The organism is Streptomyces sp. NPDC057445 (assembly GCF_042802855.1).
In the GTDB taxonomy this organism is placed as follows: domain Bacteria; phylum Actinomycetota; class Actinomycetes; order Streptomycetales; family Streptomycetaceae; genus Streptomyces.
On record NZ_JBHVDH010000008.1, the window covers coordinates 190662 to 214948 of the forward strand.

Below are 24287 nucleotides of genomic sequence, written 5' to 3' on the forward strand. Positions count from 1 at the left end.
GGTTCTCCTACCCAGGTCCCCGTCGGTGCCGGTCGGCCCCGGCCGGTCCCGGCTCCGCGGCCGGTTTGGGACGGTCCACGCTTGGCTGGGAGACTGGGCCCATGAGCGACACCTCCCCTGCCGCCCCCGTCGTCCTGGACGTCTGGTGCGAGCTGCAGTGCCCCGACTGCCGCACCGCCCTCGCCGATGTGCTCGCGCTGCGCGAGCGCTACGGCGACCGGCTGGAGCTGCGGCTGCGCCATTTCCCGCTGGAGAAGCACAAGCACTCCTTCGCCGCCGCGCAGGCCGCCGAGGAGGCCGCTGTCCAGGGCAGGGGCTGGCCGTACGTCGAGGCCGTGCTCGGCCGGGTCGAGGAGCTGGACGGGAACGGCGAGCCGTTCCTCGTGCGGATCGCCGGTGAACTCGGCCTGGACGCCGAGGAGTTCGACACCGCCCTGATCGACGGCCGGCACATCCTGGTCGTCGACGCCGACCAGGCCGAGGGCAAGGCGATCGGCGTCACCGGCACCCCGACGTATGTCATCGACGGCCGGCGGCTTGACGGCGGCAAGAGCCAGGAGGGCCTGCGCGAGCGGATCGAGGAGATCGTCGACCGGCTCCTCGCGGAGCAGCGGAGCGCGTAGGCCGTGTCCGCGACGCAGCGCCGTCGATCGTGCACGTACTGGACGTACGTGGACGAGCCCGACAACGCAGCGAGCGTGCCAGGGGTACCTGCCAGGCGCAGCTCTGGGCAAGTCGCGGGGCCAGGGCCTTTCGTTCGGATCAGGCCGGATCAGGGCGCCAGGGCACACGAGCCCGGCAAGATACGGACGAGAGGCCCTAGAGCAGCTGCTTGAACAGATTGACCTGAGTGGTCCGGTAGCCGAGCGACTCATAGAGGCCGAGTGCCGGGGTGTTGCCCGCGAAGACATGCAGTCCGAGCAGGGCCGCCCCGGCCTCCTCACGGGCGACCCGCTCTGCGAGGAGCATCAGCGCGCGCCCGTACCCCCGGCCCCGGTGCTCCTCGGCGACCTCGATGTCGTACACATAGGCGCCCCGCTCCCCCGGCAGCACCTCGCGTTCGGCGACCCACAGATGCCCCACCACGGCGCCGGCCGCGACCAGGACGTTCATCCAGACGCCGTGGGTGGCCGGACCGTCGGGGAGCAGGCCGTAGTGGTCCGCTTCGGACTTGGCCCGGGCCTGCTCGAGCGGGACGCCGCGCTCGACCCATTCCCGCGTGTAGCTCTCGATCGCTGCGGCGAACCAGCCCTGGAACTCGTGCTCGGTCATGGGCCGGCCCTCGGCTCCGTCCGGCATCTGCGGCGACGTACCGCCGGGCAGCTCCTTGAGCATGTTCCGGCCGCGCTCGGTGTACCCGAGCGCGGTGGCCAGGCGCAGCGCCGCTGTCGCCTCCACCGGGACGGACGCGAGGACCTGCGTACAGCCCCAGCCGCGGAAGACCTCCTCCGCCGCGAGCGCCGCGACGGTACCCCGTCCTCGCCGCCGGTCGGGCTCGTCGATCGTCAGGGACTCGATGACGCCTGCCGTCGGGCCGAGGCCGGGACTGGTGGTGAGCCCGATGGCGCCGACGGGCCTGCTGTTCACGCAGACGTCGTACGTTCGCGACCGGGCTCCGCCGTCGCCTCGCTGAAGCGGCCCGGTCGGCCGCAGGGTCGTGGTCATCAGGGGTGTTCTACCGGTCCCGCGGCCGCCCGTCACCACGTTTTGCAGGGTTGCGGGCTACGGGGCCGCCGGATCCGGGTCGGCGGCGGAGCGCTCCTCGAAGATCCGCATCGCCTTCGCGGTCACCGGACCGGGAGCGCCGGGCAGCTCGCGTCCGTCGACCCGGTGGACGGCCTGGACGTCGCGGAGGGTGGAGGTCAGGAAGATCTCCTCGGCCCGGTCCAGGGCGTCCAGCGGCAGATCGGTCTCCAGCGCACCGGCCCACTCGACGGTCAGGGCGCGGGTGATGCCGGCGAGGCAGCCGGAGGAGACCGGCGGGGTGTACAGCCGGCCGTCGAGGACCACGAACACGTTGGACCCGGTGCCCTCGCAGAGCTGTCCCACGGTGTTGGCGAACAGCGCCTCGGACGCTCCCTGCTCATGGGCCCGGGCCAGGGCGACGACGTTCTCGGCGTACGAGGTGGTCTTCAGCCCGGTCAGCGCCCCGCGCTCGTTGCGGGTCCACGGAACGGTGATCACGGCCGTGGTGTCGGGCCGGCGCGTGGATTCTCCGGCCGCCACGACGAGCGTGGGGCCCGCGTCTCCACGGTCGGAGCCGAGCGGAGAGAGCCCGCCGGTGTAGGTGATCCGCAGCCGGGCCAGCGGCATCGGGTTCGCCTCCAGTACGGCAGCGCAGGCGCGCCGCACCTCTTCGTGGTCCGGGTCGGGCAGGCCGAGTCCACGGGCCGAGCGGGTGAGCCGGTCGAGGTGCTGGGTGAGGGCGAAGGTACGGCCCTCTGTGGCCTTGACGGTCTCGAAGATGCCGTCGCCCACCGTCATGCCGTGGTCGAGCACGGACACCAGGGCTGTGTCGGCGTCCCGGAGTCCGCCGTTGACCCAGATCCTCATCACGCGGTCCTTCCACTCTGCACGTACGTTCCCGACGCTACCGCGAGCAGCCGGGACGCCTTCAGCTCGGTCTCGTCCCACTCGCGCTCGGGGTCGGAGCCCCAGGTGATGCCGGCGCCGGTGCCGAACCGCAGCGCGCCCGCGGCCCGGTCGATCCAGAAAGTGCGTATGCCGACGGCCAGCTCACCGGTGCGCCGGTCGGCGTCGACCCAGCCGATCCCCCCGCAGTAGGGGCCGCGCGGTGCGGTCTCGAGCGCCTCGATGATCCGCAGGGCGCTCGACTTGGGCGCCCCGGTGACGGATCCGGGCGGGAAGGTGGCGTCCAGAAGCGCGCGCCAGCCCGCGCCCGGTGCGAGCTCGCCCCGCACGGTGGAGACGAGGTGGACGAGGCCGGGGTGGGCCTCGACGGCGCAGAGGGCGGGGACGGTCACCGTTCCGGTGGCACAGACGCGGCCGAGATCGTTGCGGACCAGGTCCACGATCATCACGTTCTCCGCGTGGTCCTTCTCCAGCAGATCGGCGGCGGTGCGGCCGGTCCCCTTGATCGGCCCCGACTCCACGGTGCGGTCCTCGCGGCGCAGATAGAGCTCGGGCGACGCGGTGGCGATCTCCACACCGTGCGCGGGCAGCCGGATCGTTCCTGCATAGGGGGCCGGGTTACCGAGCGCCAGCAGCGAGGTCAGGGCGTCGACGTCCGCGAGGTCCGGGACGGGCAGGGGTGCGGTCAGAACACGGCAGAGATTGGCCTGGTAGACATCACCGGCGGCGATGTGCTCACGGATCCGGCGTACGCGTGCGGTGTATCCCGCCCGGTCCAGCGACGACGTCCAGTCCTCCGCGGCGGGCCCGCGCCAGCGCCCGGGCTCCGGGGCCGGCACCGGCTCATGACGTACGTCACCGAAGCGCGCGCAGGTGAGGCGGCCCTCGAAGTCGGCCGCGACCGCCCAGAAGCCCGACGAATCGAGGGCCTCAGGGTCACTCGTGACGTCCCTGAGGTCGGTGGCGACGAGGCTGCCGAAGCGGGCCAGAGGATGGAGGTCGTGCACGGCTGAGAGTCTATGGCCGAAGCCCGGTCGGCCGCTCCGGCCCGGTCCCGGGCCGCACCCGGCGGTGAACCCGCCGTGAACACAGCTCAGCACGCTGCGGAAACGCGTTTTTGTGCTGGCCCAGGAATCCGCTAGAGTTCAACACGTCGCCGGGACGCGAAAGCGCAACGGAAACGACAGGCGGACGTGGCTCAGTTGGTAGAGCATCACCTTGCCAAGGTGAGGGTCGCGAGTTCGAATCTCGTCGTCCGCTCGAAGTGGGGGATCTTCCCGAGAACCCCTGCAGCTCCTGGTGGAGTGGCCGAGAGGCGAGGCAACGGCCTGCAAAGCCGTCTACACGGGTTCAAATCCCGTCTCCACCTCCAAGGACGATTAGCTCAGCGGGAGAGCGCTTCCCTGACACGGAAGAGGTCACTGGTTCAATCCCAGTATCGTCCACTGGACCTGCGAGGGTCCCTCGCGCGATTAGCTCAGCGGGAGAGCGCTTCCCTGACACGGAAGAGGTCACTGGTTCAATCCCAGTATCGCGCACGCAGTGCCCATGACCTTCTGATCATGGTCCCGAGGACGATTAGCTCAGCGGGAGAGCGCTTCCCTGACACGGAAGAGGTCACTGGTTCAATCCCAGTATCGTCCACAGCCCGGAGCCCCCGGCCGCCTGATGCGGCCGGGGGCTCCGTCGTTCCCACCCCTGTTCAGGAGGAGAAGAGCATCCGGCCGAAGCCTCGCTGGTGGCTGCCGTGATGCCCGTGGTGGCCGTGGTGCGGGGCGCCCCAGGCAGGGGCGGCAGGGGCGGGGTAGGCCTGGGGGGCCGGCGGCGCGGGCGGGGCCTGCTGGGCCCACTGGGACTCCAGGCGGGTCAGCGACTCCAGCTCGCCGTAGTCGAGGAATATCCCCCGGCAGCCGCTGCACTGCTCGATCTGGACGCCATTGCGGTTGTACGTGTGCATGGGCGCATGACACTTGGGACACTGCATGGTTCGGCTCAGCTCCTCGCCGGTCGGTTGAACGGGCTCACCTGTGGTCACTTTACGACGGGATCATGCCCTCCAACTCGGGCGGGAGGGCGGCAATTCGGGCACATGCATCGGTCATGAGCAGCTCCACCTCGTCCAGCTCGCGTTCCTCCGCGACACTCTTCGCCAGTGCGAGGGCGGCGGTCTGAACGGTCAGCGCCCGTGCGGGGACGTCCAGTTGGGACCAGGGATCTCGAGAACCGGGCGGTACGGCGGGACCGCCGGCGGCCTGGTACGCGGTGAGGAAACGGGTCCACACATCGGGCGGCAGCAGCCCCGCCGCGTACCAGGCGGCCGGACGGGCCAGGTCCCAGGCAGGGTCACCGAGCCCGAGATCGTCGACGTCTATGAGCACCCAGGGTCCATCGGGCGGGGGGTGCCTCACCAGCTGGCCCAGATGCAGATCTCCGTGGCAGAGCCGGGGTGGACGGGGTGCGGGAGCCTCGTCACGCGCCCATGCGGGCAGCCCCGCCCAGGCGTCGAGCACAGGCCCGGCCGCGGGATGACCCGGCGGAATCCGTGCGACGGCAGCAGCCGCCTTCGCGGGCCCGCGCATGGCGGGCAGCGGCCCCGGCAGATTCTCGGCAGGCACGGAATGCAGCCGCGCGAGAAGCGCGGCGGTCTCCTCCCACGGGGCGGCATCGGGGTCCGCGGGGTCCACGGGGCTCCCATAGGGCCACGCGGTGACCAGGCGTCCGTCGACCGCGGCTGCGGCGTGCGGGATCGGCGCCAGCAGGATCCCGGCCAGCGCGGGGTGCGCCGCGACGGCGACGCGCACGCGGTGCCCTTCGGGATCGGTCCCGTGGGCGTGCGCCTTCGCCACGGCCTGCCCGTGCCGTACGACCACGCCGTCGTCACGCCACGCCAGCACCTTGCCGTCCCGCCCGCAGGCCCGGCACGCGGTCTGCCCGGCCGCGTGGGCGGCGGCCGTCGCGGCCTCTGAAAGCACCCGCACGACCTTGCTGTTGCCCTCGTCCACCCGGCGAGCCTAGCCCCCGGCGATTCCGGTGTCGGCGCGTGTGCGTCGGTCGACGGTGCGGGTGTGGTTGTCGGGGTTGGCCGGGTCCGTGACGGTTGCCGGGGTGTCCGTCCTCAAGCGCCGGACGGGCTTGGGTTGTCGGGGTTGGCCGGGTCCGTGACCGCGGCCGGTGTGTCCGTCCTCAAACTCCCCCAGACTTCGTCCGGGGGGACCCCCAACAGGCTTGGGCGGGGGCTGTCGGTGGGTGGGGGGCGGGGCCCCTCCGGGCTCGACTCCTCGGGGACGGCGGCGTACCGCCCACCTCGCAGGCAACCAGTAGTCCCGCCGTCCCCTGCGGGGCCGACCCTGCACGGCCCCGCCCCGGCCGCGCTGCCGACTGCCGCCCGGTGGGGGGTTCAGCCGACACATGGCGATCGGCCCACCACCCCCGGCCCCGAGGGGGGCCGTGGAGGGGTCGTGTCCGGGACACTAAAGCGTGATTTGTGGCGCGGCGCGGGCGCTGCCCTTTGTGGTGCCGGTCAGCGCGCCGTAAATCATGCCGTCCCGGATGCGAGCCCCGGAACGGCCCCCAACGCCCACCACCCGGTACCGGCCGACCCCGACAACCCAGCCTGTCCGGCACTTGAGGACGGACACACCGGCCAACAACACGGCACCGGCCAACACCGACAACCACACCCGGCACCGTGCAGCGGACCCGCACCGGCCAACCACGACAACCACACCGGCGCCCGAAAAAAATGGCGTTGGCCGGCCAGCTCCCCAGCTGGCCGGCCGAACGCAGTCGTCCGCCGCACCCCCGTCCCCACGGGGCTTTGGGTGGGATGTCCCCGACCCGGGCCGCTCTCCCAGGTCCGGGGCGCCGCTCAGCGCCCCAGCATCACGCCCACGGACGACGCCTGTGTGACCACCGCTTCCCAGCCGCCGAAGGCGACCACGAGCAGGGCCGCAAGAGGGAGCACCATCGCCGTCGCCACCAGCGGGTGACGCCGACCGGACGGGCGTCCGCCGAACGCGGCAAACGCCTTGCGTCCCTGCGTGCGGATCATGGTCCGCGATGCCGTGTCCGCCATGGGTCCTCTCCTGTCGTATGTGGCAGCGGCGAGTACCTGACCTCGGGGGACGAGTGCCGCACCCGCCGCTTGACCTCAACACTAGGGACGCGGCCGGGCCCAGGCGTCATGCCCGCGTACCGAATCCCGGGCCTCCAGGAGGATGAGCCGGCCACCGTCGGAGTACTCCCCAGGGTGGAGATGTGGACCTAGTCCTGGGGGTCTTCCCGGAGGGGACCCCTCGCCGGGCCTTCCGACGGGTCGTCCGCCGGCACCGGCTGCTCGACCAGCGCCAGTACGCGGTTGGCCATGAAGCGGGCTGTCCGTACGACCGAACCGTTGCGAGTGACTTCGCTCACTTCCACCACGCCCCTGCGCACCGCGGTCTCCACCCGGCGCCCCGCCCTGCTCGCCACCACTTCGTATGTCCTCGTCGTGTCTCCCGCGTCCACGACTATCTCCACCCGGTCGCCCTTCATCGATCCAATCCCCCTTCTGCGACGGATCATTGGGATCTTGCACGGGCCGGCACCCCTGGATCCCAGGGGTTCCTGACCACCCTTCAAGTCTCCCACCGGGCACTGACAATCGATCGGCCACGCGAGGGCGCGGCCTATGAGCACACCGGGCTACGGATACGTAAGCTGTGCCACGTCAAACGGATATCGGAAACCGGCCGGCGGGGATGGACATGGCGATGATGCGGCTCCGGCGCGAGGATCCGCGTGTCGTCGGCTCGTTCAGGCTTCACCGGCGGCTGGGCGCGGGCGGGATGGGGGTCGTGTACCTGGGTTCGGACCGCCGCGGGCAGCGCGTCGCACTGAAGGTGATCCGTCCGGATCTGGCGGAGGATCAGGAGTTCCGTTCCCGGTTCGCCCGCGAGGTGTCCGCCGCACGGCGCATCCGGGGCGGCTGTACGGCCCGGCTGGTCGCCGCCGATCTCGAGGCCGACCGTCCCTGGTTCGCCACTCAGTACGTCCCCGGGCCCTCGCTGCACGACAAGGTCGCGGAGGGTGGCTCGCTCTCGGCGGCCGAGACCGCGGCGGTCGGGGCGGCGCTCTCGGAGGGGCTGGTGGCCGTCCACGAGGCCGGGGTCGTACACCGCGACCTGAAGCCGTCGAACATCCTGCTCTCCCCCAAGGGGCCGAGGATCATCGACTTCGGCATCGCCTGGGCGACAGGCGCGTCCACGCTCACCCACGTCGGCACGGCCGTGGGCTCGCCCGGCTTCCTCGCACCCGAGCAGGTGCGCGGTGCGGCGGTCACACCCGCGACCGACGTGTTCTCGCTGGGGGCGACGCTCGCGTACGCAGCGACCGGCGACTCGCCTTTCGGGCACGGCAGTTCCGAGGTCATGCTCTACCGGGTGGTGCACGAGGAGCCGCAGCTCTACGGCGTACCCGACGCGCTCGCTCCGCTGCTGCGGGCGTGCCTGGCGAAGGACCCGGAGCAGCGCCCGAGCACCCTGCAGCTGTCGATGCGACTGAAGGAGATCGCCGCTCGCGAGGCGCAGGGGGTACCGGAGGCACGTCCCCCGGCGCAGCGCGAGCGCAAGGAGCAGGATCTGTCGTCGGGGCGTCACACCGCGCGGTTCACGGAGCGGACCACGCAGGGGCACGCGGCGGCCCTGGCTCCCGCGCCGAGGGACCGGGGGTCGCGTCCTTCCCCGCCGCGTACGGGTGGTTCCCGGCCCTCGGCGTCCCGGGGCGGCTCGGGCACGGGCCGGACTTCTTCGCGGCCCGGGGTACGGACGACGTCCACCGGCCGCAGACCCGCCAATCCGCGGCTGCTGCGTCAGCGGATCTTCGTGTTCGTCGTCGTGACGCTCGTCGTGGCCCTGGGGATCACCGTGGCCCAGGGGCTGCGCGGCTAGGGCCTCCCGCGATGCCCGCCGCCAGACCCCCGCTCACCGATCCGGCCTGATCCGAACGAAAGACCCTAGTCCGCGCGGCCGGGGTTCCCGGGACGGCCCGTCGCGACCGCGTAGAACGCGACCGCAGCCGCGGCGCCCACGTTCAGCGAGTCCACGCCGTGCGCCATCGGGATACGGACCCACTCGTCGGCGGCCATCAGGGCCTGCCTGGAAAGCCCGTCGCCCTCCGCGCCGAGCATGAGTGCGACCCGGTCCAGGCGATGGGGGGCCGCCTCGTCGATGGCGGACGCCTTCTCGTCCGGTGTGAGGGCGAGGAGCTTGAAACCCGCCTCCCGGACCGCTTCCAGACCTCTGGGCCAGGTTTCCAGGCGGGCGTACGGGACTGAGAAGACCGCCCCCATCGACACCTTCACCGAGCGGCGGTAGAGCGGGTCCGCGCAGTCCGGCGAGAGGAGGACGGCGTCCATGCCGAGCGCGGCGGCGCTGCGGAAGATCGCGCCGATGTTGGTGTGGTCGTTGACCGACTCCATGATCACGACGCGGCGTGCGCTCCGGAGCAGGTCGTGGGCCGCCGGGAGCGGCTTGCGCTGCATCGACGCGAGCGCGCCGCGGTGCACGTGGTAGCCGGTGACGCGTTCGGCGAGTTCCGGAGTCACGGCGTACACGGGGGCCGGGAGCTCGTCGATGACATCACGCATGACGTCGACCCACTTGGCCGAGAGAAGCATCGAACGCATCTCGTAACCAGCGTCCTTGGCCCGCCTGATGACCTTCTCGCCCTCGGCGATGAAGAGACCTTCGGCGGGCTCGCGCTTGCGCCGGAGCTCGACGTCGGTCAGGCCCGTGTAGTCGCGAAGACGCGGGTCGTCGGGGTCGTCGACGGTGATGAGATCAGCCACAGGGTGATACTGCCTTGTCCGGGGAGTTGTGCCAACGGCGCGGGCGAGGATTGGTTACCGCTGGTTACGCGTGTGGGGCGGAGGCGCCGACGGCGACGACCTCGCCGATGACGATGACCGCGGGAGGCCTTACGTCGTGGGCCTGGACGACCTCCGCGACCGTCGCGAGTGTCGCGTCGACCCGGCGCTGGGCGGCGGTGGTGCCTTCCTGGACCAGGGCCAGTGGGGTTTCAGGCGATTTGCCGTGTGCGACGAGGGCCTCGGCGATCGCGCCGATCTTGTCGACGCCCATGAGGATCACGAGGGTGCCGCGCAGCTTGGCGAGCGACTGCCAGTCGACCAGGGAACGCGGGTCGTCCGGCGCGACATGACCGCTGACGACCGTGAACTCGTGGGCGACGCCCCGGTGCGTCACCGGGATGCCCGCGGCACCGGGGACGGAGATGGAACTGGAGATCCCGGGGACGACCGTGCAGGGGATGCCCGCTTCCGCGAGGGCCTGGGCCTCCTCCATGCCGCGGCCGAAGACGAACGGGTCTCCGCCCTTGAGGCGGACCACGGACCTGCCGGCTTTGGCGTGCTCGATGAGGGCGTTGTTGATGGCCTCCTGGGCCATGAACCGGCCGTACGGGATCTTCGCGGCGTCGATCACCTCGACGTGCGGGGGAAGTTCGTCGAGCAGGTCGCGCGGGCCGAGGCGGTCGGCGATGACGACGTCGGCCTCGGCGAGAAGCCGACGGCCGCGGACCGTGATCAGATCGGGGTCGCCGGGGCCGCCGCCGACCAGGGCGACGAACGGGGCGCGGGTGCGGTGGTGGGGCGCGGCGAGTGAGCCGTCACGCAGCCCTTCCACGATGGCGTCGCGCACCGCCGCGGAACGGCGCGGGTCCTTTCCGGTGAGGACCGCGACGGTCACGCCCTCACTGCGACCGGTGGCCGGCGTCCAGGCGGTGGCCGCTTCCGCGTCGTCGGAGCGTACGCACCATGTCCTGCTGCGCTCGGCCTCGGCGGAGGCTGCCTCGTTCGCGACGGGATCGCTGGTGGCGACGAGCGCGTACCAGGCGTCGGTGAGGTCCCCGTCCTCGTAACGCCGCCTGATCCAGGTGATCTCGCCGGCGTCGGCCATGGCGTCGACGGAGGGGGTCGCCGACGGGGAGATCAGGGTGACCTCGGCACCGGCCGCGATCAGCGCCGGGAGACGGCGCTGGGCGACCTGACCGCCGCCGATGACGACGACGTGCCGCCCGGAGAGACGGAGTCCTACGGGATAGGCGGGGTGCTCGGCGTGCTCGGCCATGGCGGTGCAGCTCCTCGGGGCGGCGGTGCGGGCCGCTGCGACGGTGAAGCGGCTGGTGGGGACGGGGATTACTTTACGGGGGCCACACATCCGGGCCGCGAGCCTCCCGGGGGTGCGGGGTGCGTGGAACCGGGTGGGCGGCCGGAGTGCCCGTACTCAAGCGGCGGACCGGCTCGATGCGACCACGGCGATCGGCCCCCGCCCCCGGCCACGAGGGGGCCGTGGAGGGGTCGTGTCGGGACACTAAAGCGTGATTTGTGGCGCGGCGCAGGCGTAGCCATCGGGTACCGGTCAGCGCGCCGTAAATCATGCCGTCCCGGATGCGAGCCCCGGAACGGCCCCCAACGCCCGCGACCCGGTCCGGGCCGACCACGACAACCCAGCCCGTCCGGCAATTGAGGACGGACACCCCGGCCAACAACACGGCACCGGCCAACCACGACAACCCAGCCACGCCCGCGCACGCGAGCGACCCGCTACTTCTCCGTGACGCCCGCCGAGTCGAACGTCGCCACTTCATGCATCGCCCGTGCCGCGCTCTGGACCAGCGGGAGGGCCAGCAGCGCGCCCGTGCCCTCGCCGAGGCGGAGGTCGAGATCGACCAGCGGACGGAGCCCCAGCTTGTTGAGGGCCGCCACGTGCCCCGGCTCCGCGCTGCGGTGGCCCGCGATGCAGGCGGCGAGGGCCTCCGGCGCCACCGCCCGGGCAACCAGAGCCGCGGCGCCCGCCGAAACCCCGTCGAGGACGACCGGCGTACGCAGCGAGGCGCCACCGAGGATGAAGCCGACCAGCGCCGCGTGCTCCAGGCCGCCGACCGCCGCGAGGACGCCGACCGGATCGGCGGGATCCGGCTGGTGGAGGTCCAGCGCACGCCGGACGACGTCCACCTTCCGCGCGTGCATCTCGTCGTTGATGCCGGTGCCCCGCCCGGTGACCTCGACCGGGTCCACCCCCGTGTACACGGAGATGAGCGCGGCCGACACGGTGGTGTTGGCGATGCCCATCTCCCCGGTGAGCAGCGCCTTGTTACCCGCGGCGACGAGATCACGCGCGGTCTCGATGCCGACCTCGATCGCCGAGAGGACATCCTCGCGGGTGAGCGCGGGCCCCGTCGTGAAGTCGGCCGTGCCGGGGCGGACCTTCCGCGGCAGGAGTCCGGGAGTGGCCGGCAGGTCGGACGCCACGCCGACGTCGATGACGCAGACCTCCGCGCCGACCTGGTTGGCGAAAGCGTTGCAGACCGCGCCCCCGCCGAGGAAGTTCGCGACCATCTGGCCGGTCACCTCCTGGGGCCAGGCGGTGACGCCCTGGGCGTGCACCCCGTGGTCCCCGGCGAAGATCGCGACCGCTGCGGGCTCCGGAATCGGCGGCGGGCACATCCGGGACAGACCGGCGAGCTGCGCGGAGATGATCTCCAACATGCCGAGCGCCCCGGAGGGCTTCGTCATCCGCTTCTGCCGCTCCCACGCCTCTCCGAGCGCCTTGGCGTCCAGCGGGCGGATGTTGGAGACGGTCTCCTGGAGCAGGTCGTGCGGCTCCTCGCCGGGCAGGGCGCGGCGGCCGTACGTCTCCTCGTGGACGACCCAGGACAGCGGGCGGCGCTTCGACCAGCCCGCCTGCATCAGCTCGGGCTCCTCGGGGAACTCGTCGACGTACCCGACACAGAGGTACGCGACGACCTCGAGGTGCTCGGGCAGACCGAGCGCGCGGACCATCTCGCGCTCGTCGAAGAAGCTGACCCAGCCGACGCCGAGGCCCTCTGCCCGGGCGGCGAGCCAGAGATTCTCGACGGCGAGTGCGGAGGAGTACGGGGCCATCTGCGGCTGGGTGTGCCGGCCGAGGGTGTGGCGGCCGCCGCGGGTGGAGTCGGCGGTGACCACGATGTTCACCGGTGTGTCGAGGATGGCCTCGATCTTCAGTTCCTTGAACTGCTTCGCCCGGCCCTTGGGCAGCGACTTCGCGTACGCCTCGCGCTGGCGCTGGGCGAGCTCGTGCATGCTGCGACGGGTCTCGGCCGAGCGGATGACCACGAAGTCCCACGGCTGGGAGTGCCCCACGCTCGGCGCGGTGTGCGCCGCTTCGAGGACCCGCAGAAGGACCTCGTGCGGGATGGGGTCGCTGCGGAAGCCGTTGCGGATGTCCCGGCGTTCGCGCATCACGCGGAGTACCGCCTCGCGCTCGGCGTCGTCGTATCCGGGCGCGCGCGTACCGGTGGCCACGTCGACCTCGTCGACGGCGACGGACTCCGCCGCCGACTCGTACGTGGGCTCCACGGCCATCTGCGGTTCCACCGTTTCATCGAGCAGTTCGGGCTCGCCCTCAGGCGTCCCCAGGGGCTCCGCGGGCGGCAGGTCGTCGCTGCTGCCGTTGCGCGGGGCGGGTACGACGGCGACCGGCGCGGGCTCCGTAGCGGGGCGTGGCACGGACGCGGATTCTTCGGACACCGGCTGCGTGGCGGCGACGTGCTCTGCGAGCTGTGCCGCCTCCTCGTCGGTGACGGACTCCGCGGTCATGGATTCTGCCGTGACGGAGTCGTCCGCCGCCACCACCCGTTGAACCACCGGCTCAGCCATGGGCTCGGCGACCTGTTCGGCGACCTGCTCGGCGACCGGTTCGGCCGCCTGTCCAGCCGTGGGCTCCTCGGCGCCCGGCTCGGGTGCTACGGCCGCGGGCTGGTGGAGTGCGGGCTCGTGAAGCGCGGGCTCCTGGGTTGCCGACTCCGTCTCGGAAGGGGCCATGACAGCCACCGGCGCAAGGGTCGGGCTCGAACTGTTCGCGAGAGCGGTGTCCGCGGGCAGGGAGTGGCCGAGGGCGACGGGCTCAGGAGCCACGTCGGGAACCCCGGACGGGACATCGGCCGGGACGTCGGCAGGGACGTCGGCGGGTGCCGCCGCGGTGGTCTCCGCGGCAACCGGCGCGGTCTGCGGGCCGACCGTTTCTGCTGGTACCGGTGCTGCGGCCGTGGACGGCACGGGCGTGGGGATCCAGGGCGTGGCCCCCTGCGACGGAGCCTCTCCCGGCTGTGTCGCGGCGGCCGTCGCCGGCTCCTCTCGGGGTACGTCGAGGTACTCGGGACCGGTGGTGGGCGGGCCCGGGTGGCGGACCGGTACGGGGTGCGGCGGCGTGTGACCGGAGCCGTTGCCCGACCGGCCGGCGGGGCCGCGGTCGGACAGCGAGCGCACGACACCACCGGTGGCGTCGGGCACGGGCGGGCCCATGTGGAGCGGACGACGCCCCGGAGGCGGCGTATGGGTGGTGGCCGAGGAGGCGGGCGGCGGAACACGTACGCCCCCGAGGTCGAGCGAACCCGAGTCCCGGCCGCCGGCCTCATGCGCCCCGGCCTCGTGAACGCCGGTCTCGTGAACGCCGGTCTCCTGAACACCGGCCTCGTGAACGCCGGTCTCGTAATGGCCCGTCCCGGGAACGCCGGTCTCATGCATGCCGGTCTCCGGGATCTCCTCGTGCATGACGCTCTCAGGCACCGCCGACTCCGAGGCGAACTGCTGCGGTACGGCCTGCCCGTGCACGTCCGGCTCCTGCGCGACGGGCGCCGCGAGCCCGGCGTCCGCCACGGGCTGGGGCACGGACACGGCGGTCGCCAGGACATCCTGTGCCGCCGAGACGGACGGCATGGACGGCATGGACGGCACGACAGCCTCGGCCGCGACCGGTTCCGGCGAAACGGACACGGCATGCGCCGACGGGGCGGTCGCCGCAGGCGGGGCCACCTGGGGCGCAGCGTGCTGCACTGCCGCCTGAACGGCCGCCGCGGCGGCTCCCGGCGCCACGCCCTCCATCACCGGCCGCACGGCCTGGGCCTGAGGCGCCACGGGAGCGGCAGGAGCAGCAGGAGCGGTGACGGAGGTGGCGACCTGAGCGATGGGAACGGCAGGTACGGCAGGAGCAACCGGTGCCGCCGCCGGGACGACCGGGACGACCGGGGCGACCGCCGAAACCGGGACGGCCGTCGGAGTCAGCGGCTGGGGCTCGCTCCACGCGCCCTGTGCGCCCGGCATCAGCAGCAGGTCGTCGTCATCGCCGACGGATTCGGCTGCGTTCCCGGAGGGGTCGAGGAAGGTGTACGCGCCCGGAGCGGGGATGCCCGGCTGCTCCACCATGCCTGCGTTCTCCGGCAGCCCCTCGCCCGGGATCTGGCCGGTGTCAGTCATGCGTACCCCTCGCCCATCGGTTGTGCTCCTTCAGACCTTCGCCCGGGGCGCCCGATCGCGACACACTCCCGGTGCCCGTCACCTATAAGAACGAGCGTGTGCGCCGCGCGGCACGTAAGCCCACGGACACCAAGCATTGTCGTGGCCGTTCGCGTCCATGGCAGCAAGATTCGCCACGGTTTGATGTGGACTGCGCCACGTTGCGCACCCCCCGGTCGCGCCGTATCACATCGGGACCCAAGACAGTCCCCTTTTCCGGACATTGACGAACGAATCAACGAACGACCGGCTGCGGTACAACGATCGGCCAGCCTACCGCGCCGCGGCATGGCGCCGAGGTCAGGGGGCGCGATCGGGCCGTCCCGCGGACCGCCCGGCTGCACCGGCCGCCCCGGCCGCCGTAGGCGCACCGGCCCCGGAACGCCTACGGCCGCGCGGTGCCCCCGTCGCGCCGCTCGAGTCGCCCGGAGAGCAGGAAGACGACCGAGCGCTCCCGCTCCTCCCACGTGCCGGGGTCCAGCTCGACGGACTGGAGCAGGGCGCATTCGACGGCGTATCCGCCGTCGGCGAGGGCGGCGGCGACGGCCTCGGCCTCGTCGCGGGTGGAGGCGTGGGTGACGATGCGCTCGGGGCGGCGGTCGGCGCAGGCGGTGACCACCGGCACTCCCCCGCCGCCGATGCGTACGACATCGGGTTCGGGGAGCCTCTCGAGCACGTGGGGCGCCCGGCCCCGCACGGTCTGGAGCTGGACGCCGTGCCGCCGCGCGGCGGCGTCGGTCCTGATGCAGGCAGCCGGGTCGTCGTCGACGGCGATCACAGCGGCACCGAAGCGGGCCGCGTCGGCGGCGAGTTCCCCGCTGCCGCAGCCGATGTCCCAGACGAGATCGCCCAGGCGCGGGCCGAGGCGGGCGAGCTGGGCGGCGCGCAGGTGCACCGACTCTCCCTCGCCCACGGGGTGCCGGCCCGGCTCCGGTACCAGCGCCCAGCCCCTTGCGGCCGACGGATAGCCGGGCTCACGGCCCGCCGCCCAGCCGCTGCCGGACACGGCCGCGGCCGCGGCGCCACCGATGACGATCACGACGTTCGGGTCCCGCCAGGTGTGGTCGGCGACCTTGTCGGAGGTGAGCACGGTGACCTGTTCGCGTTCGGTGCCGAGCTCCTCGCAGATGACGAAGGTGCGGTGGACGCCGTCGAGCAGGAGGGCGAGCTCAGCGGGCCCGGCGCCCGGGGAGGTCAGGACCGCGACCTTGGGGTGCGCGCGGCAGACGTTCACGGCGCGCCGGAGCGTACGTTGCTGGGCGACGACCACCTGCGCGTCGTCCCACGGCATTCCGGCGCGGGCGAACGCTCCGGCGACCGAGGAGACCGCGGGCACGACCTCGACCTCGAGACCGTGCTGGGGTGCGCGCAGGGTGCGGACGACTCCGAAGAAGCCGGGGTCGCCGTCGGCCAGGACGACGGGGCTGCCCCGGTGTCCGGCGATCCTGCGGGCGGCGAGGTCGACACTGCCGAGCCGTATGCGCTCGGCGTTCCCGGGCACCTCGGGGAGCGCCAGATGGTGGGCGGCCCCTGCGACCAGCGTGGCGGCGGACAGGGCGGACCTGGCCGACGAGGTCAGAGGGGACCCGTCCCAGCCGATCACCGTGACCCGGTCGGCCATCGTCGTCTGTCTCCTGGAATCGCTGAGGTCGCTGAGGTCGCTTTGCGTTGCCGCAGGTCGTGAGCGTACCTGGTATCAGTTCCAGTCGGCGAAGGAGGAATATCCGGCATCGGCCATCTGGTCGGCGACGCCGTCGAGGTCCTCGGGGAGCAGGCTCCAGACGATCAGGTCGGACCTGATGTCGGCCCAGCCGCTCTCGGTCCGGGTGCGCGCTATGAAGGCGTTGCGCAGGACCCCCTCGCTGATGCAGCCGATCTTCTGGGCGACCTGCTGGGACGCGGTGTTGTCGGCCGCGGTGCGTACTTCGATCCGTTCGAACTTCTGGTCACGGAAGAGCCACTGGGCGACGGCGAGCATGGATTCGGTGGCGTAGCCCTCGCCGCGCGCCCAAGGGGCCGTGGCGTACGCCGCCTCTGTGGCGAGGATTCGCCAGTCGGTGTTCTGCAGATGCACCACGCCGACCAGCCTCTGGGTGAGGAATTCCGTGACGGCGAAGACGATGCCCCGGCCTTCCGTGCGCTCTGCAGGAGCGATACTGCGCACCCATTCCTCGGCGTCCCGCTCGGTGTAGGGGTGCGGGACGGAGGTCCAGGTGGTGATCATCTCGTCGTTCATCATCTCGGTGTGGGCCGGGATGTCGGCGGACTCGAAAGCGCGCAGCACCAACCGCTCCGTGCTGATGGAGATGTCCGGAAAGGTGGTAGTCATGCGCAGCTCCATGCCGAAGACCGTCGAAAGGGCCGTAGTCGTAAGGGCCGTAAAGGCACAGCATGCAGCATCGGGTGGTCGGTGTGCATGGCCGGGTCGGTACGCCGGAGGGACACGCCGAAGGCCCCGGGCACCGACGGGTGCACGGGGCCTTCGTTCACAAGGTCCTTGACCGGGGCGTCACTTGGCGGGAGCGCCGAAGGCCGGGACGACCGAGCCGGTGTAGGTGTCCTCGATGTACTTCTTCACCTCGGGGGAGTTGAGAAGCTTGGCGAGGGTCTTGACCCGGGGGTCGTTCTCGTTGCCCTTCTTGACCGCGAGGAAGTTGGCGTACGGGTTGCCCTCAGCCTTCTCCAGCGCCAGGGAGTCCTTGGCGGGCTCGAGGTCGGCCTCGATGGCGTAGTTGCCGTTGATGACGGCCGCGTCGACGTCGTTCAGGGCGCGGGGCACGGTGGCGGCCTCCAGCTCCTTGAACTCCAGGCCCTTCTTGTCGGTGATGTCGGAGAGCTTGGCGCTGGTGCCGACACCGTCCTTGAGGGTGATCAGGCCGTTCTCGGCGAGCAGCTGGAGCGCACGGCCCTCGTTGGTGGTGTCGTTGGGGACGGCGATGGTCTGGCCGGCCTTGATGTCTTTGAGGGACTTGACCGTCTTGGAGTAGAGGCCGAGCGGCTCGAGGTGGACGTTGACGACCGGGACGATGGTGGTCTTGTTCTTCTGGTTGAAGTCGTCCAGGTACGGCTTGTGCTGGAAGAAGTTGGCGTCGACCTGGCCCTGCTGGGTGGCGGTGTTCGGCAGGACGTAGTCCGTGAACTCCTTGACCTCCAGCTTGAGTCCGGCCTTGTCCGCGAGGTTCTTCTTGACGAACTCGAGGATGTCGGCGTGCGGCGTGGGGGACGCGGCGACGACGAGCGGCTCGCCCGCGGCAGCGGCCTTGTCGCCGGACACGGCCTTGGCACCCGGGTCCGAGGCGGTGCCGCAGGCGGTGAGGCCGAGGGCGAGGGCGGCGGTGGCGGCTGCGATCGCGGTGAGCTTGGTGTTCCTACGCTGGTTACGCACGAAAAGTGCCTCTTTCTGGTGTTGCGGTGGTACGCCCGAACAAGGAGTGCGGGCTGCGGGTGGTGGGGGGCGCTCAGACGGTGCGGCCGCGGCGGGCCAGCAGCCGTACGATTCCGTCGCCGATCAGCTGCGCGACCGTGACGACGGCGATCAGGATGACGACGGTGATGAGCATGAACTGGGTCTCGAACCGCTGGAAGCCGTAGGTGACGGCCTTCGATCCGAGGCCCTCGCCGCCGACCGCGCCCGCCATCGCCGAGTAGCCGACGAGAACGATCACGGTGGTGGTGACGGCGGCGACGATCGAGGGCAGGGCCTGCGGGAGCAGCACCTTGCGGATGATCGTCGGGATGGAGCCGCCCATGGACTGGACCGCTTCGACCAGTCCGTGGTCGACCTCGCGGATCGCCGTCTCGACGAGCCGCGCGAAGAAGGGGATGGCGCCGACGGCGAGCGGCACGATCATGGCGGTGGGGCCGATGAAGGTGCCGACCACGGCGGTGGTGAAGGGGATCAGCGCGATCAGCAGGATGATGAACGGCAGCGATCGGCCGATGTTCACGATCACGCCGACGGCCTTGTTCACCGGGGTGTTCTGCAGCAGACCGCCCTTGTCGGTGAGGACCAGCAGAATGCCGAGCGGGAGGCCGCCGATGACGGTGACGACCGTGGACCACAGGACCATGTAGAGGGTGTCGACGGTGCCCTGGGTCAGCAGCGGCTGCATCTCCGACCACGTCACTTGACGGTCTCCTTCACCAGTTCCGTGCGCGGCGCGGGTACGTCTCCGGCCTCGTCCTCGACGACCTCGACCTGCAGGCCCTGCTCGCGCAGGAAGCCGACGGGCACGACGTTGTCCTCGTAGCGACCGGGCAGTTCGATGCGCATCCGGCCGATCTGCTTGCCGGCGACGGTGTCCATCGCGGCGCCGAGGATCGAGATGTCGATGTTGTAGGTGCGCGAGAGCTGCGAGATCACCGGCTGGGTGGCGGCCTCGCCGTGGAAGGTGACGTCGACGACCGTACGGTCCGGGCCCGTGGCGTCCCCGGTCACCGGGAACAGTTCCTGGGCGAGTTCCGAGCCGGGCGTGGCGAGCAGCTCGCTCACCGTTCCGGACTCCACGATGCGGCCTCGCTTCATCAGGGCGGCCGAGTCGCAGACCGTCTTGACGACGTCCATCTCGTGCGTGATGAGGAGCACGGTCAGTCCCAGTCGGCGGTTGAGGTCGCGCAGCAGCTGGAGGATCGAGCGGGTGGTCTCGGGGTCGAGGGCGCTCGTGGCCTCGTCGGAGAGCAGCACCTTCGGGTTGCCGGCCAGCGCCCGGGCGATGCCGACGCGCTGCTTCTGGCCGCCGGAGAGCTGCCCCGGGTACGCCTTGGCCTTGTCGGCAAGGCCGACGAGGTCGAGCAGTTCGAGGGCACGGCGGGAGCGCTCCGCACCGGAGACGCCGAGGATCTCCAGGGGGAGTTCGATGTTGTCCTTGACGCTCCGCGAGGACAGCAGGTTGAAGTGCTGGAAGACCATGCCGATGCGGCTGCGCGCCTGGCGCAGTTCCTTGCCGGCGCGGTTGCCGCGGCCGGCGAGGGCGGTGAGGTCGACGCCGTCGACGGTCACCGTGCCGGAGGTGGGGCGCTCCAGCAGATTGACGCAGCGGATGAGGGAGGACTTGCCGGCTCCGCTGCGGCCGATGACGCCGAAGACCTCGCCCTCGCGGACATTCAGGTCGACGCCGTCAAGTGCGGTGACGTCGCGGCCTCGCGACTGATAGACCTTCGTGAGGCCAGAAGTGGTGATCACAGGGGTTTCCGTCACTGTCGAGTGCGCGGCGTGGGGTATCGCCGGGCATGGGTGTGTCGTCTTCGGACAGTCGGACGCAGCACGGACGGCCGTGTAGGCAGCGTGCAGGCGCGGCGGGCTCGGTCCGTGGGACTTACGGCGGACACGGCGCGACTGTCGGGGTCTCGCTTCGGGGCGCGAGGCTCAGGCAGGGGCCCTCAGATGGCGCACATTCGACACATACAACGAGCACCGGGCGTCGTGTTCGCCTCGGTCGCAAGGATGCGGCTGCTCGTCGTGGTCATGCGGGCAAGTAAAGCAGACACGCGTGCGAGGGGATCAAGGCTGTCCGTATACCGGAATGCTCAGGTCCGGAGTACGGACGCGCGGCCGACGGCCACTCCCCCTTCACCTGTGCCGTGGCCTGCGCCGATACGCCGCGACGACTCCGTGACCGGATCGCGCGCAGTGCTCGTCCGCACCAGGTGCTGTGGTCAAGACCACGTGCTCGCGTCGCCGGTACGGGCCGCCGTGGAACAGCGGCGCGTCCGCCGGAGCATGTGGCGGGGCCCGACGGGGACGAGCAGGTGCGCGGCCCGTCCCGGGCGGGGGCGCCGCCGACGGTCCCCCACGGTGGCGTCACGGCTCTCGGGGCTCCTCGGGCCGGTCCCCGCGGTGGGCGTCACGGCCGCTCCCGGCCACGGGGGGCGGGAGCATGGGCCCTTTCGGCCCGTAATACTCTCGGCTCCATGCTCGACGCCCTGACGGTCGCACTCTCCGCGGCCGCGCTCGCCCTCGCCGCCTGGTGCGGTTTCGCCGCGTTCCGGGACCAGCCGACGAAGGACTGGCACTTCATCGGGATGGCCGTGGTGACCGTGCTGGCGCTGGCGCAGCTGGTGACCGGGATCGTGCAGCTGGCGCGCGGCGAGAAGGCCGACGAAGGCTCGGTGATCTTCGTTTCGTATCTGATCGGCGCACTCGCCGCGGTACCGGCGGCCGGCTTTCTGTCACTGGCCGAGCGGACGCGCTGGGGCTCGGTGACGGTCGCGGCCGGCGCGGTGGTGCTCGCGGTGCTCGAAGTACGGCTCTACGACATCTGGAAGGCCTGAGGATGACGGACTCCGGCGCCGACGTCACCGGCGCCACCGGGGAGCGGCCCGGCGGCTCACGCGCCCGGCTGGTCCGGGGGCCCGGGCTGCTGGTGGTCTGGCTGTACGGCGTGATGTCGGTGGGCGCGGTCTCGCGCTCGGTCTACCAGATCGCCACCGAGTACGAGCGTGCTCCGCTCGCCTACTCCCTCTCGGCGATCGCCGCGGTGGTGTACGCGTTCATCACGTACACCCTGGTGCGCGGTGGCGAGACGGCCCGCAGGGCGGCGCTGGTGTCGTGCGCCGCCGAGCTGGTGGGCGTACTGGTCGTGGGCACGTGGACGCTGGCGGATCCGTCCGCGTTCCCCGATGCCACGGTGTGGACCGACTACGGGATGGGTTACCTGTTCATTCCGGTGCTGCTTCCGGTCACCGGCATCCTGTGGCTGCGCAAGTCCCGGCACTGAGACGGAAGTTGTCCGGATCCCCCCGCTCCTAGGCGCTGGCGGCGTACTCCCCCGGGCGCTGTCCCGGTCGTGCCCCGGCCGCGCCGGCGACCTTCTCCAGCGTGATCAGCGTCAGCCTGGGTCCGGAGTCCTGGGTCGAGACGGGCGCGTACCCGTGGCTGCGGTAGAGGCGCAGATTGCGTTCGCTCCGGTGGCCGGTGAAGAGCCGGAAGCGCTTGGCGGCGGGCAGTTCGGAGCCGCCTGCGAAGCGCGCCTCGATCGCGTCGAGCAGTCGTCCGCCGAGGCCGTGCCGACGCATGCGCGGGTGGACGATGAGCTTGGCGATTCTCGCGGTGCCGGTCTCGTCCATCTCACCGCGGACGGACGCGATCACTTCGTCGCCGAGACGGGCCACGAGTGCGTGTCCACGGGCGAGTTCCGCCCTCAGATCGTCCAGTGTCTGGGTGAGCGGTTCGATGCCGTAGTCGCCGTAGAGCTCGGCCTCGCTCTGGTAGCACAGGTACTGCAGCTTGAGGATGTGCTCGGCGTCCTGCGCCGTTGCCGCTGAGATGGTCACGCTCATGCCCATGTGGCATGCCCTCCCGCTCACCTGTTGTTCGGTTGTCTACCGCTCCTTTCCCCCCGGTTCAGGAGCTGCAACCTCTGCCGCGAGCATTCTGCGCAGACATCCCAGGCATCGGGAACGCATCGGCCCCAGACTTCCTTGTGAGATACCCAACTGTCCTGCGATTTCCCGGTAGGTGGGGTCCACCGGGGAGAGCATGGCGGTGAGCAGCCGCGGGCAGGACCCGGGGGTGCGAGCCACCGCCGCACGCAGTGCCCGGCGCCGTTCGGCGACGAGGGCGGCCCGTTCCGGGCAGGCCGCGGGTCCCGCCGCCGGCTCGTGCGTGTAGGGACGCTCCCGCACGGCCCGCCGCCGGGCGCGGCGCGCCTCGTCGCGCACCGCTCCGCGTACCCAGCCCGCCGCGTCGGCGGGCGGCCCCTGCGCGTCGAGCCGTTCCAGCAGGCGTACCCACACGGCCTGTTCGATGTCCCCGGAGTCCAGGGCTCCGTCGTACGCCTCGGCTCCGGCCTCTGCGACGACGAGCGGCCGCAGTACCCGTACGAGCGCGCTCGCGCCGTCGGACTTACCGGCGGCGGGCGCGGGCGCCCCCGGGAGCGCGGGCTGGGCGGGGCGGAGGGGACGCTCGGCGTGTGTGGTCATGACCGGCGGGACGCCGCCGCCGCGAGCCGCGGTTTCGACGACGTCCCGCTGTCACCCGACCGTATGGCGGCCGCTCGGCCGCTGACCGGTGGACGGGCGAGCGGTCAGCCGTCGACGAAGTCGGCGCGGGCCAGCAGGCCGGTGTCCGCGTTGTCGGTGAAGATTCCGTCGATGCCCTGCTCGAAGTAGATCTTGAAGGCTCCGAACGCATCGCCGTACGCGTTCGGATCGGTGCCGCGCCGGAAGTCGGCGGGCAGGAACGAGTTCTCGTTCCGCATCGTGTACGGGTGGAGGATCAGGCCCTTCGCATGCGCGTCCCGTACCAGGGTGGTCGGCTCCCCGAGCTTGCCGTTCGCGTCCTTCGGGATGATCAGGTCGAGGGTGGGGCCGATGCCCTGGGCGTAGGAGGCGATCCACTCGAGGCCCTCGGGCTTGACGAGGTCCGCGACCGTACGCGGGTCGCCGGCCTGGACGAAGTCCCAGGGGCGGGTGGCGGCGCCGGAGAGGAGGACGACACGCGGCGAGGAGACGAGCTTCGCGAGCCGCTGGATGCTGCTCGGTTCGAACGACTGCAGGAAGACCGGCGAGTTCGCACGATGGCGTCCGTACCGGCGCAGCAGCTTCGCGAGCGGCTCCTCCAGGGCGAGGCCGATACCGCGGAAGTACGAAGGGTGCTTGGTCTCGACGTGCAGCCAGACGGGGTGTCCGCGGCGGCGGCCCTCCTCGTCCGCCCAGCGCAGCACCTCCTCGAAGGTGGGGATCTCCCAGCGGCCGTCGTAGAGGGTGTTCTCCTGGCGGGTACCGGGGATGCGCTCCTTGGCGCGCAGCGTCTTCAGCTCGGCGAGCGTGAAGTCCTCCGTGAACCAGCCCGTGAGGCTCGTACCGTCGACGGACCTGGTGGTCTTGCGCGACGCGAACTCGGGACGCGAGGAAACGTCCGTGGTGCCCGTGATGTCGTTCTCGTGACGGCAGACCAGATGCCCGTCCTTGGTGGGCACGAGATCCTGTTCGACGACGTGCGCCCCCATGTCCAGGGCCAGCTGGTACGAGCCGAGGGTGTGCTCCGGGCGGTAGCCGCTGGCGCCGCGGTGCGCGATGACCGTGGGCACGGGCAGGTGCCGGTACGAGTGGTCACCGCCGTGCCGTCCGGAGGGGGCCCCGGACGCCGCCGCGTTCGCCGCCGTGGCGCCGCCGATGCCGATGGCAGCCGAACCGAGCACCGCGGCGCCCAGAAGGGTCCGCCGTCCGGGAGTTCTGTCCGCACCCTGAGCCATGAGCGTTCCTCCGAAGCGTCCAAGGAGATGTGATGTCCCGCACCTGCCCGAGGGGCCCGCGCGACGCTCCACGCTAGGTGGCGGAGCGTTACCTGCGGGAGACCCAGGGCAAACGCTTCCCAAACTCAGGTCAACACTGCGTATCTGGTGTGTGAACCCGATGTGCGATG

Annotated in this window: 22 protein-coding genes and 5 tRNA genes; 9 read left to right on the plus strand and 18 right to left on the minus strand. The window is 71.5% G+C overall.

Annotation, left to right across the window (positions count from 1 at the left end; all coding sequences use genetic code 11):
* Positions 1 to 101: 101 nt before the first annotated feature.
* The gene (locus ACFU5O_RS19670) at positions 102 to 623 is read left to right on the plus strand and encodes a DsbA family protein (protein WP_384242048.1); all 522 of its coding nucleotides are present in this window, start codon (positions 102 to 104) and stop codon (positions 621 to 623) included.
* A 196-nt stretch (positions 624 to 819) separates the two neighbouring features.
* On the opposite strand, the gene ACFU5O_RS19675 is transcribed toward ACFU5O_RS19670, so the two are convergent.
* The 3 genes from ACFU5O_RS19675 to ACFU5O_RS19685 are packed head-to-tail and all read right to left on the minus strand — an operon-like array spanning position 820 to position 3599.
* On the minus strand, positions 820 to 1665 hold the full coding sequence (locus ACFU5O_RS19675; protein WP_384242050.1) for a GNAT family N-acetyltransferase: 846 nt from the start codon (positions 1663 to 1665) through the stop codon (positions 820 to 822).
* 57 nt (positions 1666 to 1722) lie between these two features.
* On the minus strand, positions 1723 to 2553 hold the full coding sequence (locus ACFU5O_RS19680; protein WP_384242052.1) for an aminotransferase class IV: 831 nt from the start codon (positions 2551 to 2553) through the stop codon (positions 1723 to 1725).
* Positions 2553 to 3599, minus strand: coding sequence for a chorismate-binding protein (locus ACFU5O_RS19685; RefSeq protein WP_384242053.1), 1047 nt, complete (start codon positions 3597 to 3599; stop codon positions 2553 to 2555). Before ACFU5O_RS19685 ends, ACFU5O_RS19680 begins: the two co-directional genes overlap by 1 nt.
* A gap of 180 nt (positions 3600 to 3779) precedes the next feature.
* On the opposite strand from ACFU5O_RS19685, the gene ACFU5O_RS19690 reads away from it, so the two are divergent.
* The 5 genes from ACFU5O_RS19690 (at position 3780) to ACFU5O_RS19710 (ending at position 4236) form a co-directional block, all read left to right on the plus strand.
* Positions 3780 to 3852 (plus strand) — tRNA-Gly (locus tag ACFU5O_RS19690).
* Positions 3853 to 3890: 38 nt separating this feature from the next.
* A tRNA-Cys gene (locus ACFU5O_RS19695) sits at positions 3891 to 3964 on the plus strand.
* A 1-nt stretch (position 3965) separates the two neighbouring features.
* Positions 3966 to 4037, plus strand: a tRNA-Val gene (locus tag ACFU5O_RS19700).
* 21 nt (positions 4038 to 4058) lie between these two features.
* A tRNA-Val gene (locus tag ACFU5O_RS19705) sits at positions 4059 to 4130 on the plus strand.
* Between the two features lie 34 nt (positions 4131 to 4164).
* Positions 4165 to 4236: transfer RNA gene (locus ACFU5O_RS19710), tRNA-Val, on the plus strand.
* Between the two features lie 58 nt (positions 4237 to 4294).
* On the opposite strand, the gene ACFU5O_RS19715 is transcribed toward ACFU5O_RS19710, so the two are convergent.
* The 4 genes from ACFU5O_RS19715 to ACFU5O_RS19730 form a co-directional block, all read right to left on the minus strand.
* On the minus strand, positions 4295 to 4576 hold the full coding sequence (locus ACFU5O_RS19715) for a zf-TFIIB domain-containing protein (protein ID WP_384242056.1): 282 nt from the start codon (positions 4574 to 4576) through the stop codon (positions 4295 to 4297).
* 52 nt (positions 4577 to 4628) lie between these two features.
* Positions 4629 to 5594, minus strand: a complete 966-nt coding sequence (locus ACFU5O_RS19720; RefSeq protein ID WP_384242058.1) for a phosphotransferase family protein — start codon at positions 5592 to 5594, stop codon at positions 4629 to 4631.
* Positions 5595 to 6460: 866 nt separating this feature from the next.
* On the minus strand, positions 6461 to 6667 hold the full coding sequence (locus ACFU5O_RS19725) for a hypothetical protein (protein WP_384242059.1): 207 nt from the start codon (positions 6665 to 6667) through the stop codon (positions 6461 to 6463).
* A gap of 188 nt (positions 6668 to 6855) precedes the next feature.
* Complete coding sequence (locus ACFU5O_RS19730) at positions 6856 to 7125, minus strand: hypothetical protein (RefSeq protein ID WP_384242060.1); 270 nt, start codon at positions 7123 to 7125, stop codon at positions 6856 to 6858.
* A gap of 212 nt (positions 7126 to 7337) precedes the next feature.
* On the opposite strand from ACFU5O_RS19730, the gene ACFU5O_RS19735 reads away from it, so the two are divergent.
* Positions 7338 to 8519, plus strand: coding sequence for a serine/threonine-protein kinase (locus ACFU5O_RS19735; protein ID WP_384242063.1), 1182 nt, complete (start codon positions 7338 to 7340; stop codon positions 8517 to 8519).
* A 65-nt stretch (positions 8520 to 8584) separates the two neighbouring features.
* On the opposite strand, the gene ACFU5O_RS19740 is transcribed toward ACFU5O_RS19735, so the two are convergent.
* The 8 genes from ACFU5O_RS19740 to ACFU5O_RS19775 form a co-directional block, all read right to left on the minus strand.
* Positions 8585 to 9418, minus strand: a complete 834-nt coding sequence (locus ACFU5O_RS19740; RefSeq protein ID WP_384242065.1) for a TrmH family RNA methyltransferase — start codon at positions 9416 to 9418, stop codon at positions 8585 to 8587.
* 64 nt (positions 9419 to 9482) lie between these two features.
* Entirely contained in the window at positions 9483 to 10715 is a 1233-nt protein-coding gene (cobA, locus tag ACFU5O_RS19745) for a uroporphyrinogen-III C-methyltransferase (RefSeq protein ID WP_384242068.1), read from the minus strand.
* A 476-nt stretch (positions 10716 to 11191) separates the two neighbouring features.
* Complete coding sequence (gene cobT / locus ACFU5O_RS19750; RefSeq protein ID WP_384242071.1) at positions 11192 to 14884, minus strand: nicotinate-nucleotide--dimethylbenzimidazole phosphoribosyltransferase; 3693 nt, start codon at positions 14882 to 14884, stop codon at positions 11192 to 11194.
* A gap of 424 nt (positions 14885 to 15308) precedes the next feature.
* Positions 15309 to 16544, minus strand: a complete 1236-nt coding sequence (cbiE, locus tag ACFU5O_RS19755; RefSeq protein WP_384242074.1) for a precorrin-6y C5,15-methyltransferase (decarboxylating) subunit CbiE — start codon at positions 16542 to 16544, stop codon at positions 15309 to 15311.
* Positions 16545 to 16619: 75 nt separating this feature from the next.
* Positions 16620 to 17264: a GNAT family N-acetyltransferase gene (locus ACFU5O_RS19760; RefSeq protein ID WP_384242077.1), complete on the minus strand. Its 645-nt coding sequence runs from the start codon at positions 17262 to 17264 to the stop codon at positions 16620 to 16622.
* A 168-nt stretch (positions 17265 to 17432) separates the two neighbouring features.
* Positions 17433 to 18308 (minus strand): MetQ/NlpA family ABC transporter substrate-binding protein, encoded by an 876-nt coding sequence (locus ACFU5O_RS19765; RefSeq protein WP_384242079.1) that lies wholly within the window; start codon positions 18306 to 18308, stop codon positions 17433 to 17435.
* 73 nt (positions 18309 to 18381) lie between these two features.
* Positions 18382 to 19050 (minus strand): methionine ABC transporter permease, encoded by a 669-nt coding sequence (locus ACFU5O_RS19770; RefSeq protein ID WP_384242081.1) that lies wholly within the window; start codon positions 19048 to 19050, stop codon positions 18382 to 18384.
* The gene (locus ACFU5O_RS19775) at positions 19047 to 20105 is read right to left on the minus strand and encodes a methionine ABC transporter ATP-binding protein (RefSeq protein WP_384242083.1); all 1059 of its coding nucleotides are present in this window, start codon (positions 20103 to 20105) and stop codon (positions 19047 to 19049) included. The genes ACFU5O_RS19770 and ACFU5O_RS19775 overlap by 4 nt, the downstream gene beginning before the upstream one ends.
* A 728-nt stretch (positions 20106 to 20833) precedes the next feature.
* Here ACFU5O_RS19775 and ACFU5O_RS19780 point away from each other — a divergent pair.
* Both ACFU5O_RS19780 and ACFU5O_RS19785 read left to right on the plus strand, forming a co-directional pair.
* A complete protein-coding gene (locus ACFU5O_RS19780; protein ID WP_384242085.1) occupies positions 20834 to 21193 on the plus strand; it encodes a hypothetical protein in 360 nt (119 codons plus the stop codon).
* Between the two features lie 2 nt (positions 21194 to 21195).
* Complete coding sequence (locus ACFU5O_RS19785; protein WP_384242087.1) at positions 21196 to 21639, plus strand: hypothetical protein; 444 nt, start codon at positions 21196 to 21198, stop codon at positions 21637 to 21639.
* A 28-nt stretch (positions 21640 to 21667) separates the two neighbouring features.
* Here ACFU5O_RS19785 and ACFU5O_RS19790 read toward each other — a convergent pair whose 3' ends face one another.
* The 3 genes from ACFU5O_RS19790 to ACFU5O_RS19800 form a co-directional block, all read right to left on the minus strand.
* A complete protein-coding gene (locus tag ACFU5O_RS19790) occupies positions 21668 to 22207 on the minus strand; it encodes a GNAT family N-acetyltransferase (RefSeq protein ID WP_384242090.1) in 540 nt (179 codons plus the stop codon).
* 36 nt (positions 22208 to 22243) lie between these two features.
* Complete coding sequence (locus ACFU5O_RS19795) at positions 22244 to 22843, minus strand: sigma-70 family RNA polymerase sigma factor (RefSeq protein WP_384242092.1); 600 nt, start codon at positions 22841 to 22843, stop codon at positions 22244 to 22246.
* A 104-nt stretch (positions 22844 to 22947) separates the two neighbouring features.
* Positions 22948 to 24117: a glycerophosphodiester phosphodiesterase gene (locus ACFU5O_RS19800; RefSeq protein WP_384242094.1), complete on the minus strand. Its 1170-nt coding sequence runs from the start codon at positions 24115 to 24117 to the stop codon at positions 22948 to 22950.
* Positions 24118 to 24287: the final 170 nt, after the last annotated feature.